The sequence below is a fragment of the Clostridium sp. UBA1652 genome, from assembly GCF_002320975.1.
Lineage (GTDB): Bacteria > Bacillota > Clostridia > Clostridiales > Clostridiaceae > Clostridium_T > Clostridium_T intestinale.
The window spans coordinates 84970-104624 of record NZ_DCLI01000014.1 but is presented as its reverse complement, the minus strand read 5'-3'; the positions used below and the strand labels follow the sequence as shown (position 1 = coordinate 104624).

Here is a 19655-nt window from a genome sequence, read left to right as displayed (position 1 = left end):
TCCTTTTATTTAAAAATATTGTGTTGCACTGCATAAAAAAAGAAAGCTACAAAGCTTCCTACTAATAAACCTATGAACCATTTTAGAATTGAGGTTAATGCCCCTATTTGCTTGCACAAATTCTTGATTTCTGTTTTAAGTTCTATACTATCCTTATCTAACGAGTCTAGTCTTTCCCCATGCTTATTGATTCTCCTTTCATGCTCATCTAGCTTTTCTGTAATTCTTTTATGTCTCTCTAGACATAGTTCTTCATTCATATTACACCTCACTTCATTATTTAAAATATAACAAGAGAGTTGATTTATTCAACACTCTTAAATTCTTTTAATAATTGTATATACTTGCGTGTTTAAATTTGATATATTACTATTGAATATGTTAATTTTAGGGGGACAGTTATGAAAATATCACAGTTAAAAAATAAACCATTTATCATTTTAGGTATTATTTTGATACTTATAATGTTATCAACTCCATTGGGTGTATACGCATACAACACTCATAATTATAATAAATTTACAATACTCGGCGATAACTCGCTAGCCTCAGATGAATTTGATCAAGCTATAGATAATTATAGTTCCGCATTAAAGTATAATAAAAAAAATGAAAGTACTATTAATGATAAAATTGATTTAACGAAACAACTTAAAGAATCAAAACAAAATTATACTGAAGCTCTAGCATTATTTGATGAGAATAAGTACTTAGAAGCTGCTGATATATTTAAGAAAATTCCTGAAGCCGACTCAAAATATTATAATACAGCAAAAGATAAGATAGATGAATGTATTAGCCAATACATTAAAGAAAACTTTAATAAAGCAAAATCTTATGCTGCCATTAACAAATATGATTCTGCTATATCTCTTCTTGAGAATATATTGAAAATTGAAGCAACTAACACTGAAGCATTATCATTAAAAGAAATTTATACAAAAGAATTTCAAAATACAAAGCAACTTAAAGAAAGCACTGTAAATAGTTCCTCACAGTTAGCTTCAAATGTAAGTCAAAATACAAATAAACCATCAAATGTAAGCAATGATAAAAATAGCTCGTCAAGCACGAACAACATAAAAAATAATTCATCAAATATAAATGCTACGGCTGCAAATAATAGTCCAGTTGATAATGTACAATCACCATCTAATAACACAAGTCCAACTAATAACACAAGTCCATCTAATGCACAAAAAGATACTTATCCTATTATAGTAAAAAACCCTGGTCCTCACCCTGGAACTATGTACACTGGTAGCAAATTACCACCAGATATTGATATTCCATATAAATCTCTTTTTCATGAGGATAATTTGGGTTACATGACTGTGACTGTGGGAAGATATCCAACTTGGAGCAACGAGGTCTTTGAAAGCTGGGACTTGGAAATATTTCTGTTTGATAATCAACTATTCTTTAAAAGGAAAGATCACAATATGAGCCCTATATATCCATCTAATTATTATGTAACTGTTAAAAATAGAGAGACTTCAGAAATTTTATTTAAATATATTCCAGAATAAATATTTGAGATATAATATCTGAATTCAAATTTAGATATTATATCTCTTCTTCTATTCATTTATATTCATATGATTAGAAACTTTATTCTCTAACTGCTCTATAATATCTTTCATTTCCTGATCTACTGCAACAAAACTTCTTTTAGTATTAGATTTAACTATTGTTCCATTTCCATCTACCTCGGAATAACTATAAGTTATCCTTTTTCCTTCCGCTGTAGTGACTATCGCCACACCAGTTAACATTAACATCTTTACACCTCCAATAATTCGTTTGCTAAGTCTCCATAAAGTTCTTCATCTATATCGGAACTTACCAGTGATTTTAATTCATCTTCTATACTTTCAACTCCATACTCTTCTACAAATTTTTGTTCTAACCTTACATGTTCAAATCCTGCTCTTTTAGCTTTTAACTCCCATGAGAACTCAGTTCCTATTTCACCTTTTACAATAAAGTAGTTAGCATATCTTTGTATCCTTCTAATTACACCTTGATAAACTTGTGTAAATACATGATATTCAATATTTACATTTATGCACTCTCCAAAGATTTCATCTGTACTTATTACACATTCCCCATACTCATTTATCTTTCCAAAGCCTAAATCTCCTAAATAGCTCTCTGTAGTTTCATATGCATATAGTAGCCTTTTTCCATAATTTTGAGTATCCTGAATACAGTTCTTAGATCCACTTACATATAAATTTTGAGTACTTATTTGTTTACCGCTAGTTATAGATATTGTGCCAGTACTCCCTAACGCTCCGTTATCTACTGTTAAAACTCCATACATGTTATTATCAGTTCCCTGATAAGATAACTGAAGAAACTTATTCCTCCAGGCTCCAAATACCATTCCTCTTTGACTTCCATTATCTACAATCTTACCTGCAAATACTTCTCCACAAACAGCATTGCTATCATAGTCATAGAAATACATAGTTCTCTTACTAAGTCTCATTGCCATATTACCAGTAGAATCATCATAGGTTGTGAAGTCTCCACGAATGGTTAAATTACCGCTTGTATCACCACTTAACACTTGTGTTCCTGCTTTATTTAGTATGCTTATAGCTCCATTTCTTACAGTTAATCCTGCATCTGAAACATCTACACTTATATTGCTTGCCTCGTTAGGGTTAGGACTATATGCAGTAGCATTATCCCCTTCTTCTATTTTTACATTATCTATTGCAAGCCAAGCCTCTGAGGCGATAAAGCCAAATCTCAATTTCATAGTTGTATCGGTAGTCGCGGTATATTTTACAACCATTCTATGCCACTTCTGATCTGCGATATAACTACTACTCCATAACGCTACTGCATTACTTCCTATCCACATATAACTACTTTGTCCGCTTACTGCTCCTGCACATACATAATCGTAAGACACTATATATGTTTGTCCTACCCTTATATTCATTGTCATATTAGTATCAACGTAAGCATCTCCAAACCTTCCAAAACAATTCATATACAGCATTTTCTTAGAGTTATTAGGCAATACCCCATGAGCATCTGAAACTATAGACCAAGTACTTACTGGACCACTTGTTAATGTAACTGTAGAATATCCCAACTCAAAACTTGAATCTCTAAGTAAGTTAGTTCCGCCTATTTGTCCCACTGCTATTTTTATTGAACTAATATTTTGAGTAATAAGAGTTCCAAAGTCTGATTGATTGACTTTTAGTGTAATACTATTGCTTAACTGCGTTATAGATGATTCAGTATTGGTTACTCTAGTAGTTAAGCTACTTACATTAGAATTAGTAGTATTTAATGCACTTTGGTTAGCTTTAGCTGCTAAATCACTTGTGTAAGCCGTTGAGCTTCTAACTGTACTTACTATAGAACTATCTGTTATCTTTAATTCAGCTGCACTTACTCTATTAGTTAAAGAATTTATTGAGCCATCTAAGCTACTCATTTTTGTATTATAAGTACTTGTTTCTACTTTTAAAGCTATACTATTAGATAGCTGTGTTATTGTAGATTCTGCTGTACTTATTCTAGTTACTGCACCATCTATTTGATTTTGTGTGTCTTCTAGTGCAGGACTCCAATCTGTAACCTTATCACCGATTTCAACTTTAATACCAGTAACCCAAGCCGTTCCGCTTAACGCACCTTCTACATTAAATCGTAGTGAAGTCTTTAAAGAATCATAATCTTTATTAGCTGAATAATCATAAGTGAACGTTACTTTCTTCCAGTCTGAAGTGCCTACATATGTTCCTAGTGTTAGATAACTTGTGCCTGTTGTACTCCCTGTTGATGAATTTTTCATAGATACAGCATGTTTAAATACATTAAATACGTTCCATGTATTAGTACCTTGAACCACATTACTATATTTTACCCATGCACTAAAAGTTATTTTTCTATATAACCTATTGCTATAGTCTGGTTCTATATCAAATATCATAGAAGTACCATTATTTATTCTGTAACATCCTGTCTGCCCTGTTATATGATTATTTCCTAAACTTTCAATTGCTGAATATCCACTAGTCTTAGAGTTAATCCAAAGATTCCTTCCACCAATTTGAACTGCATTAATGGAATTATCTATCTCAATCTGCGTTACTTTACTTACTATCTGACCTTGTAGCACACTTATACTAGATTCAGCAGTAGAAACTCTTGTAGTCAATGCTGTTACATTACCATTCGTAGTGTTTAAAGCTACTTGACTTGCTTTAGAACTTACAGCACTATCATTACTGGTTTTATAGCTATTGAAATCACTCGTATTAACCTTTAGAGTTATCGAGTTATTTAAACTTGTTATATTACTCTCTGCACTTGTTACCCTGGTACCTAAAGATGTAACCGAACTTTGTACACTTGAAACAGTAGAGCTTATACTGTCTGTAGTCAATTTAATCTCTGCTTTAGCTGTAGCTATTTGCTTATCTGTATAGCTTGCAACATCTTCATTTGCTGGTATCCAATCAGTTATTTTATCTCCTGTCTCGACTTTAACTGCATCCACATAAAAAGTTATTGATTTAGCTGTACCATTCAGTAAACAAATCCTATGAGACGTTTCTCCAGCTATAAATGAAATATTTACTTTAGTCCAAGTATTGGAAACAAAAGATGTTCTAACATTAGAAGTTACCGAATTCCAATTAGATATATTATAAATAGCTAGATTTAGAGCATCATCTGTTGTACATTTAACCCATAAAGAAACTGTGTATTTTTGACCGATCGTTAAGTTTGAACACCTAATAGAAACACCACTAGCATTACTTGAAACACTTGAAATAACCTTCAAACTTTTGCTACCTACATAACTTGTTTCTGTTACAACACTTCTCGAACCACTATTAACTGATTCAGTTACTATTGTTCCTAATTCAAAACTACTGTCTTGCAATAAATTTCTAATCCCTATACTCACATTATTTATAGCTGTAGTAATATCCGCCTGCTCCACCTTTAAACTTATTTGATTCTGAAGAACAGATATAGAACTTTCTGCTGTGCTCACTCTAGTGGTTAAGCTGCTAACATTCCCATTAGTAGTATTAAGTGCTGATTGATTAGCCTTACTATTTAAACTATTAGTAACTGTACCTTGATAAGTAGTAAAGTCAGAAGTGCTAACTTTTAAACTAATAGCGCTATTTAAAGCTGTAATTGAGGTTTCTGTAGAACTTATCCTGGTACCTAAGCTATCCTCTAAAGTATCTATATCCTGTTGCCATATCTTAGCCTGTATCTGCCCCTGGATAGTTGAAATAGAAGTTCCTTGGCTTGTGACTGTACTAGCTGTAGTTGTTACTGTTGATTTCAAACTATTAAAAGCAACTTCTAATGTTTGATTTTCAGTATCTAATTTTACTTTAGATGCAAGTAATAATGTTGTAGCTCCATTTATCCTGGTAACTAAACTTTCTTTCTCTATCTTAGTTGCATTGATATTAGCTGTATCTGAAACCATATCATCACGAATAATTTTAGCTTTAATTCCTGAAGCTTTTAGTCCAGTAGCATCAAACATTAAGTTTCCTGAACTATCCCATACATACATGTTATAGTCATTAGATTCATCTTTACCTATCTGAACTCTAACTCTTGTATTATCCTTTATTTGAATAGTATTGTCTGAGATAAGCATATTTCCGCTAGATGATTGAATACTAACTAAATTAGTATTTATCTTTCCAGCGTTTATTTTGTCAGCACTTAAACTTATAATTTTAGCACTTGCAATAGATCCATCTGCAATTAGCGTAGTACCTGCAGTTATTAAATTAGCTTTCATATTATCAGCAGTTAAGTTTCCTGCTAGGAGTGTATCTATAACTCCAGCTCTACTTTCCAATGTTGCTATTTTAGCATTAGCAGCGTTTAACTGACTTATTGTTGCGCTGCCTGATTCTAAAATTGCTATTCTTCCTGTAGCTGCATTTATGTTATCTGCATTTATATTTACTGCATTAACTGTACCTGCCAAAACAGTATTTATTGTTGCTACATCAGCCTCTACTAATCTTATTTTAGCTGTTTCAGCCTTTAAATTAACAATATCAGCATCATTAATGTGAGCATAATCAATAAAAGCTTTATTTATAATAGCAACCTCTGTAACCATCCTATTTAACTTTTTCGAAGTATCTCCAGAACTAGAAAAAGAGTTTTTATTCTTATTCTCTCCCTTAGCTCCTATCTCAGCTGTAAGTCCACCAGTATAATTAAACTTCTGAGCTAAGACTGGATGCTTTCTAACAACTCCTTTAACATCAGTAATAGTTATTACATCTCCAACATCTAAAGATAAATCTCCTTGCCATTTCATGCTATAGCCAAGATAATTAAAGCCATTTAACTTAGTATAAATATCCTGGAGAATGTTATTTGTAATCCAAGGATTTTCAAATCCTAATTCCATAGAATTAGTGCCTAAAGATCCTTTAGATAGTTCCTCTTCACCAACTTTACAAGTAACTTTTCCAACCTTATATTTAACTTCTTCTCTTTTATAATTTATATAGTTGCTACCAACTATTGATAAAGATACATCTGTAGGTGTTACTATAGTAAACTTTCCATCCCTAGTTATAACAGCATTACCGCCGCATATACTAGCTACATATCCCACTATTTCTCTACAAGTAAAGCCTTCCAATTTCTTAACTGTGTAAGTTGGAAGGCTTCCTGTAAATTGTACTCCTGTTTTAGCTGCTAGTTCATTAACTACTTGTTGTAATGTTGGATTATCTCCTAAGCTACTAAAATAAGCACTTTCAAATTTTATCATGTTATCAAAGGCTGTTATCTTTGTTGTATAATCAGTCTTTTCTATATCATCAATATTAAATAGTCCCATAGGAATATATTCTATTGTAGAACCAATCTTAAGTCCTATTTCAACTTTAATTTGACTTGTAGAATAAATTGTATCTCCAGAGTTTATTAAGGTTAAATCTAAGGTTTTAGATACTGTAGTTCCTATCATAAAGCCATCACTAGGTTGAATATTACCATCAATGACAACATTAACTATGTCAGAGTTATTATAAATTCTATCTCCTATAGTAATCTTACATTCAAAGGATCTACTTGGCTTCTTAATTTCAGTCTTATATGCTGTGCTTGTACTATACATAAGTCTACCTCCTTTCTAAAAAATAGATTAGAGATTATTCCTCAATCATGTACTCAACTGCAGCTAGTATTGAAGCAGAAATATTACAAGAACAATTAAAAAGATCATCAAGTTTTATTACATGTATATCTATTTCATTTTCAATAGCACTTAGCTCTTTTGTATCCTTATTCCAATCCTCTAAGAATCCCTCTTGGATATTCATAGTTCCATTTTCATCTATCTTAGGTTTTCCATCAGTATCTTTTATAGCATACTTTTGTATTAACTTTTGCCTTTCAGCATTGTACACCTTAAGCTCTTTTTCTATTTTATTTATATTTTTTGCTATAGCATAGCTGACCTTTACAGGTAACTCCATTACAGATAGTTGTGATAATGCATTAGCGCTATTTACTATAGTTTCATTACTTAACTTCATTTTCAGTACCTCCTACAAATCCGTCTTCAATCTTAAATACTTCTTCCTCAAACTTCTCCATGTCTTCTCTTACAGCAACTTTATTAGTTGTATATATCTCCTGGTTAACTATCGTTTTAACTATATTTGCATTGCTGTTTCCATCGGTAGAAATAGTCGCAGTCATAACCACAACTTGACTTCCATTTATCACGCTTTGACCTGTTACTGTTATACTCTTACTTACATTTAACATTATTCATCATCCTTTCTATTTCTCAATAAAATTCATAGCTAGACCTTTCCACTTAACCTCTTTAGTTGTTTTATCATAAGAATATGCAGCAGCTTTTCTTGGGCCTACATACATAGTTTTAGTTACCTCTCCCAACTCTGGATCTGGATATGTGACTGTAAAGTAAACCTCTTTTACTGCTTTTAATAAATTCATCATTTCCGTATATGTTAGTGGCGGCCACTCTAGCATTAACTTTCTTTTCACAGCAACCCTATCTCTGATCATTTCACCATTGCCATTTCTATTAGTTTCTCCATCTATATCTTCTACATCTGTTTCATATTTTGAAGGAGTAGCAATATCTACTCCATTAACTTTTATCATGTTATTGCTACCCCCTTATGATGGTATTAATGTTATACCACCACTTCTTTGCATCTTTTTAAGCTGATTTAAAGCGACCTTCCCAATTACTGATCCATCTATCATTATAGTTAAATCTCCACCCTTTTGATCTGTTCTACTACCTAATGCATCACTTATTGCTCTAAATGTTTGTTCATATATTTTACTCTCAGGAGAAACTATTTCACCTTCCCTTGTGTTATCACCAATTACAGCTAGTCTAGGATCATTTGCTCCTACGTATCCTCCATTAGCTAGATAAGGAATGTTAGGTAAACTTACACCGAAGTGTTTTCCTCCTCCTGCCCATGATGGAACCCAATCAGGAACATCAAAGGATATTTTGTTTATTCCTCTAATAGCACCATTTATAAGTCCTATTACAGCATTTAAAGGAGATTTAGCTATATCTCCAAGAGCTCCAAATATACCTCTGAAAATATCTCTTACCCCTTGCCAAGCTCTGCTCCAATTTCCAGTAAACACACCTGCAATGAAGTCTATAATTCCTCCAAATATTGTTTTGATATCACCTACGATATTTTTAATACTTGTGGCCACACCTTCAAAGGTACCAAGGAATACACTTACTAAAAATGCTATGAAAGGTTTTAATGCATAATTCCATAAAAACATTATTATGTCTATCACTGTTTGTATTGCTGGTTTCCAAGCATAATAGATATCTATAACAGCTTGTATTTCTTTTATGAAAATATCAGCAAGAAAATCTATAAGTGGTTCAAGTACGTTTTTCCATAGAATTTTTGCAACTTCAATAACAGCACTAAATGCCATTACAAAAACATCTTTCAAAATTGCTGCTAAAGGCTCTATTACCATGTGCCAAATATCAAGAAGTGCAGCACCTAAAGGAACTAATGCATTATTCCAAAAGTCCAGTACTACCTCTTTTAATTTTTCAAATACTGGAGATAAAAATTCTCCTATGGCTCTACCTACTTCATTTACCTTATTTCTAAAGTTTTCATTACTTGCATATAGCACACCAAAGGCAACTACTAATGCAACTATAGCTCCAATAACTCCAGTTGTAACTAATACCGTTGTTGATAGACCTGCTATTAACTCAGTAATTGCAACTATAATCGTAGTTATCCATTTAGATACCTGTAATACTATTGCCATAGCTTTAAAGCCTGCAACTAGTCCAAGTATCACACTAATCATTCCAGTCATAGCTCCTGGACTATCAGATATCTTATTAATAAAATTAACTATCCAATCTAAGAGTGGATTCAATCCCTTTGAAATGCTTGGGAATATAGATATAACCCAATTAATTATTGGTAGAATAAAGTTATTGTATATAGACAATGCTAACTTCCCTAAAGCTATTCCTAACCGACCAATATTCTGTAGAAATGCTTGCACTGGTGGAGTTGCTAACATGTCAAAGAAGCTTCTTAGCGTTGTTTTGCTCTTTTCTACCGCTTCTCTAAATTCCTCCATTGCTCCATTTCCATCTCTTGCCCAAGCTTCTTTAAATGGATTAAATATTGTTCCTAATACTGCTTTCATCCTATTTGCTAACTCATCTGTTTTTTTTTGAACATCAGAAATATCTATATTAGGTGAAACTATTTGTGGTATCTTACTTGAACTATCATCACCAGAATTCTTATCGTTATTAAGAAGATTAATTTCATCAAACCCTGCCAATGCACCTTTTGTTTCTTTTCCAGCTTTTTTAGCAGCATCCCCATAGGCTCCCATAGCTGTTTTAGCTTGTATCAATCCTTTAGCTGCATTCTGCGATTGTCCAAATGTTTTCCCAAAGATTGAACTGATAAAACTTGCTATATATGCAGTTGCTGTACTTAATGCACTCATGAGAGTATTTATAGCAGGTAAGATAGCTTGATATATTGGCATAAATGCAGTATATAAGTTACTTTTAATTTGAGCCAAGGAATTAGAAAATTGATTATTGGTAACTAGTGATTGTCCTAAAAATGTTGTCAATGCAGTAATACCTCTCATTATTAGTGGCAATATAACCATCCATGTTAAAAACTGTCTTGCTATCATTGCTACTCCATTACTCATTTTATTTATGTTCTTATTAGAATTCCCTAAACCATTAAGCCCTTTATTTATCTCTTTTATCTTTTCACTAAGCCGTCCAGCCCTTGTTGTTGCACTCTGAGATGAATTATTTAACGAGTTATATTTTGAGTTTAAAGAATTTAATTTTCCCTTAGCAACATCTGCTGAAGCACTCAATTTATTTATCCTTGTCTCAACTTTTAATATCTCTTCCCTAACTTTAGCTGTGTTAATACTTGATGGCTTTTGCTCTTTTGCTTTCAATTCCTGCAGCTTAGTATACAAATCAATCTGCTCTTGTATTAAAGCAGGATCTGCTACATTGGTTTTACTTGTACTACCTAGTATACTGTTTATCTCGGCATACCTGGCTCTTAGTCTATCTGCTTCTCCAGTATTACCTGCTAACTGTCCTTGAAGTTGAGCCAATTTATCTTTTTGTATATCTATCTGAGCATTGGTTAATCTTATCTTTTCAGCTAAATTATCCATCTGATTTTTTACAGCTTGAGTTCCTGGGTTTATGCTGCTTGTGGCTTTGTTTATTTTATTAGTTACATTTACTGCTTCTTGGCCAACATTCTTAAACTTTTCTTTTATTCCACTTAATTGAGCTGTGGCTTCTTTTGTTTTCACAGAAATAAGTACTTTTAACTCTTCTAATTCCACTAACTAACCCCCTTTCTGTTTGAATTATGGAAGTTAGCAAAATCAAGCATTCTTTGTTTGTGAATTATGGCTTCTTGATTAATTTTCTGATTCTCGAACTCCTCATACTCTTCTTTATATAGATCCTTATAAACCTCTATAAGGGGAACTGGTTGACTGTCTTTAGATAGGATTGCAGCAACATTTATTCCTATACATTCAGCTAATTTATAATCCATAAAGGCTCTATTTTTTGCATCTCTTAAAATCCTTTTTTGATATGCTGAAATGGAATCCTGTATTTCTTTTAATGTTAATTCCCAAAAAGAAAGCACTGGAATTTCACACTCCAATGCTATTGGTAATAATTCATCAAACATCTTAATTAGGCTTAAATTGCTTTCAGCTCCTCTTTGTTCTTGTCCCCCTCCTTCAGAGCATCCTTCTTGAAAAAACCACTCACCTCAAACACATCTATTAGCTCTTCCAGTAAGTCTGTCACAGTTCCTCCATTTTCTATATACTCATCATATAGATCATAAGTTTTGTCTGTATTATAACCATGTTCCAATGCTTGTAATGAAGCGTGTAGAACTGAAATCATAAATGTTACAGAAGGTACTTTTCCACTTTGACATTCTATTAGTTTATTTAAAGGAGATTCTCCTATGCTGCTCTCTAAAGCAACACAATCTCTCCCTCTTAATCTTAGTTTTAGTTCTTTATCTCCTACCTTAAATGTTTTAAATAACATCTATTTCACCATCCTTTCTTTAAATTCTTTATTAAGATCCTGATGTTGGATCTACTACATCTATATCAGATTGAAGCGCTAAAGTTAGCGTAAATTCAATGGCAGCATTTACTCCACCGCCTCCAAGCTTCACACTGCATTGCGCTTTAAATATAAACTTCGTGCCATCTGGATATTTCTGTTGAAAGAAAATCAACTTTTTTTCATCTGCCAATTTTCTCAGGATTCTATAACTTGAACTAGCACTGCCATTTTCATAATTGAATTTATAAGCTAAATCTCCATAGTCACCAATACCATATTCATATTTCTTATTCTTTGATGCTAAATCAGTAACATCTACCTTTTCAGGATCAGCACCCATCTCAGGTACTTCTTTAAGTCCCGCTAAGTTTGTATAAGTTGTGGCTGTCTCTGTTTCTTTATATGCAAGCTCAATACCATTAGCTAACATCTTCATCACCCTTTCTTTTTAAGGGTTATAAACCCTCATATTATTTACATCAATTATTCCTTCAAACCTCATCACCTTGTGTTTTAATTGATTAGGTTCTGGAGTATCAATGCATTGTATTCTTTTTAATCCTAAAGAAGAAAGTACCCCATCAACTGCGACTGCAATATCAGAAGTACTCCCATTATTCCATATATCTATTTTGTATCTTATATAAGCTAATTGCTCTTTATCATCTGTTTTGGTATGGGTTTTATTATCCTCTTCAATGTATTGAATTATAGGGAAAGTAGCCCAATCTGAAGGGTAAGAATCATTAATATTTTCAACTATCTTCTTTAACTCAGTTCTAATTAAAGGCTTTATATTTATCATTCTTTTGCTACCCTCCTTATAGTTTCATTTAGATCCTTTTTAATATTATCAACTATTTTTTCTTTGTTGTTTTTAAGTGCTGGGTATAGATAAGGTTGTGCCATTTGTCCCTCAATCCATCTATACCCAACATCAGGAATATTAACAAGCCATTTATCTTGTTTGTAGCTTAAAGCTCCTGGATATTTATCTTCAACAGGTGTAGTTTCTCCAGTCTTTCCAGTTCCAAATTCAACATATGCTGCATGATCACTATTAGTACTTACAGTTCCAGTAACTCCTTCATCCGTTACTTCAACTTTATCAGTTATGCTCTTTTTTAAATCTCCAATATCTACTGAAACTAAGTCTTGAGCATCACCTTTAACCATTTTAGTTTCTTTTTTAACTGAGTTAACTGTAACATCTTCTAAATTAACACCTAAGGAATCTAGTTTTTTTAATATACTATCAAATCCACTAACATTAATACTACTTATACTCATAATAACTTCTCCAATTCAATAACAAGGTGAGAATATCTTTTTATGCTAATGATTTTATAATCAGGTTTACTTTCTTTAGGTACATAGACACATATTCCATCACCTTCAGCCATAACTTCATTTTCATCATAAAGCATGTTAAGTATATAGTTTAATCTCTCTCCGTATATTTCTGCTTGTAGCTTCCCACTTGCAGGAGCTATATTAGCTTTTATTGGAATTGGTTCCTCTAAGTATCCTGGATACTTGCCACCTTCATTATCTTCTATTACTGTTTTTCTTTTTAAGTAGTAAGGTTTCTTATTCTTTATTCGCATTAGTAACACCTACTATTTTTAATCTTCTAAAAGCATTTAAGCGTGATTTAATCCCCTCTGGTATTTCTGTAATATAGCTAACAGATACTCCATTTTCACTTCTAGAAGCTTCTCCTTCAGAGCCTTGTCTATTATAATAAGTAATGGCTAGTTCCCTTTGTAAACCCTCCATTTTATCTAATAAAATATCTCTATTACAGTAGTCTAATATTTCAGCTGCTGCATCCTCTAAAAGCATATTTAATAGATCATCTTTGCTTGTATCATTTTTATCTATCCCTAATCTTATCTTAAGTTTTTCTAATTGAGTCATATAATCACCTCCAAGACTAAAAGGAAGGGATTACTCCACTTCCTCTATCATCTTAATTAACTCATCCTTCTTTATTTTAGAAGGTATTTGAAGACCCTTTTCAATAGCTATTTTCTTTAATTCATCCATTGTTAAAGTATCTAAACCAACTTCTTGATTTTCATTTACTAATGTAGTGTCTTCACCTACATATTCATTACTTAAATCAGTAGACTGCTGCTTTTCTTCTACTAATTTAAATCCTTCATCAATTAATACCTTAGCAATGTGTTCGTCATCAGTTATTCGCTCCACATTTAAGCGAATTAGTTTATGAACCACTCTTAGTCTCCTTTATGTTTGCAAATATTGAATTAGCAGCATTATCTTTTACCCATATATCATGATATCTTCTATAATCCATAGCCCATGCATTAGCATCTTGATAAGTTTCAGGATCAAATATTCTCATATTATCCTGCTTAGTTACAGCTATAGGAGTTGTTCTTGGTACAATTATAAAGTTAACATCCTTTGCAGTAGATCCTTTAACATATCCCCCTTGAGTTTGTCCTGCTGTTTTGCCATCAAATAAAGTAATTGCTGTATACAATCTATTTTGTGGTGTCTTTATTATAGGACATCCATCTAAAACTGGAACTTCAGTATCTATCCCACCTTGAGAGAATGTTGTATTAGATATTTTTCCAGCCATAGCTAGTTCAAATTCAGTTGCTACATCATAATTAGCATGAATAACTAACTGTCCATTATATCCATTTTCTCTAATAACTTTTATTGCATATTTTAGTTTTGCAAGCACTGTATCTTTCGCAGGAGTATAACCATACTCCACATTCTTATCTTGCGCTATTCCCATTGCAGTTGCTGCTAACAGAGATAATCTATAGGCATCTATCTCTGGAGTAACCTTAGTTCTTTGAAACTCACCCATGATAGTTGATGCAGTTACTACAAATCCAGTTTCATCTACATCATTTGCATCAATAACAAACTTTCTTCCTCTATCTTGAGTCATTTCTTTAGTTTGGTATGAAAAACTTACGTCTCCATCTGCAAATCCTGAATTACCCGCTCTTCCGTAGTTTCCTAATCCATCCATAGATAATTTAGGTATCTTAACTTCCTTTCCTCCAGTGTACTTAACTTGTCCAGCATTAGCATCCATCCAGCCTGTTAACATCTCTTGTAATGCTATTTTGTCTAATTCCTTTTGAAATAATGATGCATACTGCATAGTATTTGCCATTTTTACATTCCTTCTTTCTTATAAATATTTTTATTGTCCTCTCATGGCCCTTGCTATTTGAGCTTCAAGTGTATTTTCATTTCCTAAACCAGCCTTTGGAGGTTTACCACCTCTTAACTTATCATTAACAGCTTTCTCTACCGCTTGTTGCCAAGAGCCTTGAGCTTTAACCCAAGCCTTTTCAATTGCTTCAATTGATTTTTGACAAGATTCAGCACTTTCATAATGAAGCACTTCCACTAGTTCTATTGGTAGGTTTTTATCAGCTAAGGTTTCAGCTGAAGTAATCTTTAGTTCTCTAGTTGTGATTTCCTTTTCTCTTTTAGCTAAATTATCATTTAACTCAGCTACTCTTTTTTCTTCTGCATCCTTAGCCTTTTGAGCTTCATATTTAGCCTTTTCATTAGCTGTCATAGCTGCTAACTTTTCAGCTTCTGTTTTTGCTTCTTCTAGCTTTTGATTGTATTCTGTTTCCCATTTTGTCTTAGCAGTTTCAAGGGCCTTAGATACTCTCTTATCAAACTCACTTTGATATTTCTTATCTTTTAATACATCATCAAAGGTTTGCTCACTACCATCTTTACCATCACCAGCTCCATTTTCCCCTTCGCCAGTACCAGTTGAAGTATCACCTTCACCTGTTCCTGCTGCTCCAGCTCCTCCATCACCAGTATCAGGTGCCATAAATCTCCTTGAATAAGGATTACTTAAGACTCCAAAAAGTTGTAGATTCATAATTAATTTTCTTCTTTTCATAACTTCCTCCTTACCCCTAATGTTCAATGCCCACTAGGTTTAATTATTTTTAAACAGTTTATATCGTCTTATTTAGGACAAAAGAAAAAAGCCTTAAAAGTAAGACTTTACATCATAGTTTCTCTTATAATAACCAACATAAAATATGTCGCTAAACATTGATTTACCGACACAAATTAATAATTATGATACTTTTCAAATTGTTTTTATAAGATTTTCTGCATAAAAATAAAAAATACACAATCAAATTGCATATTTATTCTAATTGTTATTGAATAATATTCATCTATGGAACTAATTTTATATTCTTACGCTTTTTCTGTTCTTCATTTATAGCTTTTATCAGTTCCTTACCATCTATACTTATAGATACCTCACTAGTCTTTTTCATTTCTTCTAGTTCTCTCTTCATGCCTTCAGTAACTTCTTCTAAGCTGTCATTTTGTTTTTTAACATGATAATTTACATAGATGTCATATACACTTGAAGCAATAACTATTACAGCAGCAATATTAAGTAAAATCACTTATTTCTCACCTCCTTGGAATATCATCATTCATAATCAAGTACTCCCCTATTTTTGAGCGTAATAAAAGCACCTACATAAGTAAGTGCTTTTATTTCTTGCGTTTGTAAATTTCATCTTTATCAAATGAAAGTTTTTTTTCTAATTCAATATAAAATAAATAAACATTAGTTATTTATAGTACTTGTTTATTCTTCTGGTATAAAATTTCATCATATAATTTATACAACTTTAATCCTAAATCATTGACAGTATCCTTATTGTTCATTCCATTCGATGCTATCTCATCATTAATTAATAATTGAATTTCTTTCACATTAGAATCGTTTATATTAAATTCTACTATTGATTCATCATCTTTAATGTTATTATCTATATACTCATCTATGCCATGTATACTCTTAAGCAATTTAAATAGGTTTTTGTTTAATTTAAGTTTCATATTCTCACTTCCCTACCTATTGTTGATTAGTATTTACTTTTATTCTTGCCCATACTTTCCGATAACAAACTTATCATACCATTCTTTATAATTCATGTTGCCAGGTATTATATAAGTTTTTCCTGTCACTGGATCTCTAGCTCTTCTCTTCAGTCTTTCTATATTTTCAAAATAGGCTCTTGTGGTACTTCTGCAATATGGATGTAATGGAGGAAGATTTACACCAACTTTAGCCTTATCAACTTTTATTATCTTTCCGTCCATTTCTCTACATACATCAGATGTTCTTAAGTCTAAGGTTGCTACATATATGTATCTTTCTATGCCTAATTCTTTATAGCTTTCTAGTTCAGCTGCATTTACAATATAAGTAGTTTCAGTTCTTATTAATCTTTCTGCTGCAAACTTACCATAGTCGGTTAATTCCCTTAGTTCAGCTGCCATTCTCATTGAACTCTTACCAGCCATAAGTCCACTAGTTATTACCTCTTCTAACTTCTCCACTAATACATCTGTATTATGCCATATACGCTTAGAGTAATGTTTGCCACTCCATTTGTTCTTTAGTATCTCTTGAATTGTTTGTACAGGCATTTGAGCAACATTAAAGCCTACTCCTATACCTTTCTGAATATCAAATATATTCCTATGATATGACTTATTTGCGGTATCTGTATATAGTTGAGTACTTGTATTAATCTCAACATCAGCTGCTAATTTTGTATTAATATAAATGCTTTCTTTAATTGCTTCAAGTCTTGTTATTCTTGCTTTATAGGCTTTAGCATTAAGTTGAGACATTAAATACTTCTTTAGATCCTCATCCTGGATTCCTTTAATTTTTAATCTAATAGAATCTAATTCTTTTTGAGAAACTCTAGTATTCAACAACTCCATAGCTTCAGATTGAGTTAAGCCACCATCTAATACAAACTTATTAAATATCTTCTCTATATCCTTATTTATATCTTTAATAGCCTTATCATAAGCAAGGTTAATTTTATATATAGTTTCATCGGATGATTTATGATATTCAGCCATTCTTTCATTAGCTCTATTTTCCCAATAGGTATTACTCTTCATCTACCTCACCATCTTTTTTGATATCTTTAAAGTCATATGATCCAAAAGACTTTTGATGTTGCTCAATCTTTTTCTCATTCTCTTTATCAAGGTTTTCTCTTTCCTTATCTACATCAAGCTCTTCATCAAACCTTTTAACCCTAGTTTCCCAACTTATAAATCCATCTGTCATTTGAGCTATCCTAGCAAGTAATTCATCATCTACTGGTAAGCTACGTTTCATAGTGATATCTATATTGTTAGAATCTATATTTTTAGCTTTAATATTCTCTATATTACTCATAAGCTTTAACCTTTGTCTTAATCCTTTCTTAAAGTATCTTTCCTTTATTTTACCTAACTGCTCAAAGGCTAGAAGCTTGTACTTCATAGCTACACCACTTGCATTGCCTACAAAGTTTTCATCAGTTAGACAAGGAACTTTTGAAAACTCGTGAATATCATCCTTAAGACTTTTCTTTAAAACTTCTATTTCTGTTTCATTAAGATTTTTAACTAACCACTTGGCATCTCCACCTGGATCAAGTTCTAAAATTTTAAGTTCTTTTAATAATTTCCCTGTTTTAATCTTTTCTTCTTCATCATCACCTAAAGTTGCTCCTATAACAGCCAAAAGAGCATCAACCATCTGTTCTTTATCATTTACTCTATCTGATTGTAAAAGGTTATATGCATCAATTAGCGTTATTACTCCTTCAAAGTCACCTTTGCTTTTCTTATTATTTTGATACTCTATAAATGGTATCTCTCCAAAATAATGTTCATTTAAATCAATTTCCTTTGGAGTTTTGCTACTTAAATCTTGAAAGAAGTAATAATATATTTCTGTATCAGTATATATGTGAACATCGTACCCTGTTTTCTTATCATCAATATCCTTTTTCTCAAAATAAGTTACTGCAAACATAGGTTTATGCTTTACTGTACTATCTACTACTAAAAATCCATTGAATGGACTTACTACAGCTAGATCTGGATATGGTACTTCATCATCATTCATATATAAAAGCTCATTACCTAATCCAAAAATACTAATATCTATTGCTAACTCATTATTGTGTGAATCTTCATCTATGTCTGTAAATATATCATTCAATGCTTCTGAATCATCTCCAGAGTAACTTATTGGAGTTCCAAACACATACCCCACTCCCATATCAGTTATATACTCAGCATGATTGCAAATTAATTTATTATTAGGTAGTGAATTACTTGATAATGTTCTTCTTTTAATATCATGTTCACCATCATAATAATCATTTAGTTTCTTATATCTAGTAATTAAATCTTGATGATTATCCAAACATTTAACCAATAACTCTATAGGAACAGAACCATCTCCATTCAAAAGCTCTCTGTCTTTTATAATTGCCATTTTATCACCTCCAAAAAAAAAAGACCCCAAACACGAAGTCTTTTTATCTTTCTATTTAATTTTCAGAAATTTTTTAAGGCTCAATTCATTAACTATATCATTATTATTCTTTATAACATCTTCTCTTCCTTTTGAATAATCATATACTTTTGCTCTATAGAAATAATCTGGACTCATTTGTATGCCAGTCATGTCATATTTAAGTTGACACGAAAGTAATATCATGTAATAAGTTGTTTTAGTTTCAGCTTTAGGATCGTCAATCAATTTATGAATGTCTTCTTGCATAGATGCAACTATTTTTATAGAATCTTTTGCTCCATAAGCCAATATTTTATCGATTATTTCATATATTTTATCACTATAATCTTTTGAATTTCGATATAAAAGTTCAATTACATCTATTATTTCTAATGGTAAACTCGATAATTCATTAAGATATATATTAGTTTTCTTTTTATCAGTTTCTCTTTTTATGTCGCTACGTGTAAGAAAATATGTAATTACAAATCCTATTATTGTTACAAATGCAGGAACTGCAATTTTAACTATTTCCATAAATACATTAGTTTGTTGAACCACATTCCCAGATGCCCCCATAATAATCAC

Annotated in this window: 23 protein-coding genes; 1 reads left to right on the top strand and 22 read right to left on the bottom strand. The window is 31.9% G+C overall.

Annotated features, from left to right (window positions below):
- Positions 1-5: 5 nt before the first annotated feature.
- Positions 6-260: a hemolysin XhlA family protein gene (locus B3N22_RS02040; protein WP_286904499.1), complete on the bottom strand. Its 255-nt coding sequence runs from the start codon at positions 258-260 to the stop codon at positions 6-8.
- A 141-nt stretch (positions 261-401) separates the two neighbouring features.
- On the opposite strand from B3N22_RS02040, the gene B3N22_RS02035 reads away from it, so the two are divergent.
- Positions 402-1529, top strand: a complete 1128-nt coding sequence (locus tag B3N22_RS02035) for a tetratricopeptide repeat protein (protein ID WP_286904497.1) — start codon at positions 402-404, stop codon at positions 1527-1529.
- Between the two features lie 51 nt (positions 1530-1580).
- Here B3N22_RS02035 and B3N22_RS02030 read toward each other — a convergent pair whose 3' ends face one another.
- The 21 genes from B3N22_RS02030 to B3N22_RS01930 form a co-directional block, all read right to left on the bottom strand.
- Complete coding sequence (locus B3N22_RS02030; RefSeq protein WP_286904496.1) at positions 1581-1781, bottom strand: hypothetical protein; 201 nt, start codon at positions 1779-1781, stop codon at positions 1581-1583.
- A 2-nt stretch (positions 1782-1783) separates the two neighbouring features.
- Positions 1784-7156 carry a hypothetical protein gene (locus B3N22_RS02025; protein WP_286904495.1) on the bottom strand — a complete coding sequence of 1791 codons (5373 nt, stop codon included), beginning with the start codon at positions 7154-7156 and terminating at the stop codon, positions 1784-1786.
- 34 nt (positions 7157-7190) lie between these two features.
- Positions 7191-7577 (bottom strand): hypothetical protein, encoded by a 387-nt coding sequence (locus B3N22_RS02020; protein ID WP_286904494.1) that lies wholly within the window; start codon positions 7575-7577, stop codon positions 7191-7193.
- Positions 7564-7812 carry a hypothetical protein gene (locus B3N22_RS02015; RefSeq protein WP_286904492.1) on the bottom strand — a complete coding sequence of 83 codons (249 nt, stop codon included), beginning with the start codon at positions 7810-7812 and terminating at the stop codon, positions 7564-7566. The genes B3N22_RS02020 and B3N22_RS02015 overlap by 14 nt, the downstream gene beginning before the upstream one ends.
- A 15-nt stretch (positions 7813-7827) precedes the next feature.
- Complete coding sequence (locus tag B3N22_RS02010; protein ID WP_286904491.1) at positions 7828-8178, bottom strand: DUF6711 family protein; 351 nt, start codon at positions 8176-8178, stop codon at positions 7828-7830.
- 15 nt (positions 8179-8193) lie between these two features.
- Positions 8194-10938 carry a hypothetical protein gene (locus B3N22_RS02005; RefSeq protein ID WP_286904489.1) on the bottom strand — a complete coding sequence of 915 codons (2745 nt, stop codon included), beginning with the start codon at positions 10936-10938 and terminating at the stop codon, positions 8194-8196.
- A complete protein-coding gene (locus B3N22_RS02000; protein WP_286904487.1) occupies positions 10938-11252 on the bottom strand; it encodes a hypothetical protein in 315 nt (104 codons plus the stop codon). Before B3N22_RS02000 ends, B3N22_RS02005 begins: the two co-directional genes overlap by 1 nt.
- 56 nt (positions 11253-11308) lie before the next feature.
- Positions 11309-11671, bottom strand: a complete 363-nt coding sequence (locus B3N22_RS01995) for a DUF6096 family protein (RefSeq protein WP_083553582.1) — start codon at positions 11669-11671, stop codon at positions 11309-11311.
- Between the two features lie 31 nt (positions 11672-11702).
- Entirely contained in the window at positions 11703-12125 is a 423-nt protein-coding gene (locus tag B3N22_RS01990) for a phage tail tube protein (protein ID WP_286904485.1), read from the bottom strand.
- 18 nt (positions 12126-12143) lie between these two features.
- Complete coding sequence (locus tag B3N22_RS01985; protein ID WP_286904483.1) at positions 12144-12500, bottom strand: hypothetical protein; 357 nt, start codon at positions 12498-12500, stop codon at positions 12144-12146.
- Positions 12497-12985, bottom strand: a complete 489-nt coding sequence (locus B3N22_RS01980) for an HK97-gp10 family putative phage morphogenesis protein (RefSeq protein ID WP_286904481.1) — start codon at positions 12983-12985, stop codon at positions 12497-12499. The genes B3N22_RS01985 and B3N22_RS01980 overlap by 4 nt, the downstream gene beginning before the upstream one ends.
- Positions 12982-13302, bottom strand: a complete 321-nt coding sequence (locus B3N22_RS01975) for a hypothetical protein (RefSeq protein ID WP_286904480.1) — start codon at positions 13300-13302, stop codon at positions 12982-12984. The genes B3N22_RS01980 and B3N22_RS01975 overlap by 4 nt, the downstream gene beginning before the upstream one ends.
- Positions 13286-13615 carry a phage head-tail connector protein gene (locus B3N22_RS01970; RefSeq protein WP_021801698.1) on the bottom strand — a complete coding sequence of 110 codons (330 nt, stop codon included), beginning with the start codon at positions 13613-13615 and terminating at the stop codon, positions 13286-13288. The genes B3N22_RS01975 and B3N22_RS01970 overlap by 17 nt, the downstream gene beginning before the upstream one ends.
- A gap of 30 nt (positions 13616-13645) precedes the next feature.
- Positions 13646-13936, bottom strand: coding sequence for a hypothetical protein (locus tag B3N22_RS01965; RefSeq protein WP_286904477.1), 291 nt, complete (start codon positions 13934-13936; stop codon positions 13646-13648).
- A complete protein-coding gene (locus B3N22_RS01960; RefSeq protein ID WP_286904475.1) occupies positions 13926-14864 on the bottom strand; it encodes a hypothetical protein in 939 nt (312 codons plus the stop codon). Before B3N22_RS01960 ends, B3N22_RS01965 begins: the two co-directional genes overlap by 11 nt.
- Positions 14865-14894: 30 nt before the next feature.
- Positions 14895-15620 (bottom strand): DUF4355 domain-containing protein, encoded by a 726-nt coding sequence (locus B3N22_RS01955; RefSeq protein WP_286904474.1) that lies wholly within the window; start codon positions 15618-15620, stop codon positions 14895-14897.
- Between the two features lie 286 nt (positions 15621-15906).
- Entirely contained in the window at positions 15907-16146 is a 240-nt protein-coding gene (locus B3N22_RS01950) for a hypothetical protein (protein WP_286904472.1), read from the bottom strand.
- A gap of 175 nt (positions 16147-16321) precedes the next feature.
- Entirely contained in the window at positions 16322-16588 is a 267-nt protein-coding gene (locus B3N22_RS01945; protein ID WP_286904471.1) for a hypothetical protein, read from the bottom strand.
- A 39-nt stretch (positions 16589-16627) separates the two neighbouring features.
- Positions 16628-17671, bottom strand: a complete 1044-nt coding sequence (locus B3N22_RS01940; protein WP_286904469.1) for a minor capsid protein — start codon at positions 17669-17671, stop codon at positions 16628-16630.
- Positions 17661-19046, bottom strand: a complete 1386-nt coding sequence (locus tag B3N22_RS01935) for a phage portal protein (RefSeq protein WP_286904468.1) — start codon at positions 19044-19046, stop codon at positions 17661-17663. The genes B3N22_RS01940 and B3N22_RS01935 overlap by 11 nt, the downstream gene beginning before the upstream one ends.
- Before the next feature lie 51 nt (positions 19047-19097).
- Positions 19098-19646 (bottom strand): hypothetical protein, encoded by a 549-nt coding sequence (locus B3N22_RS01930; protein WP_286904467.1) that lies wholly within the window; start codon positions 19644-19646, stop codon positions 19098-19100.
- Positions 19647-19655 lie beyond the last annotated feature (9 nt).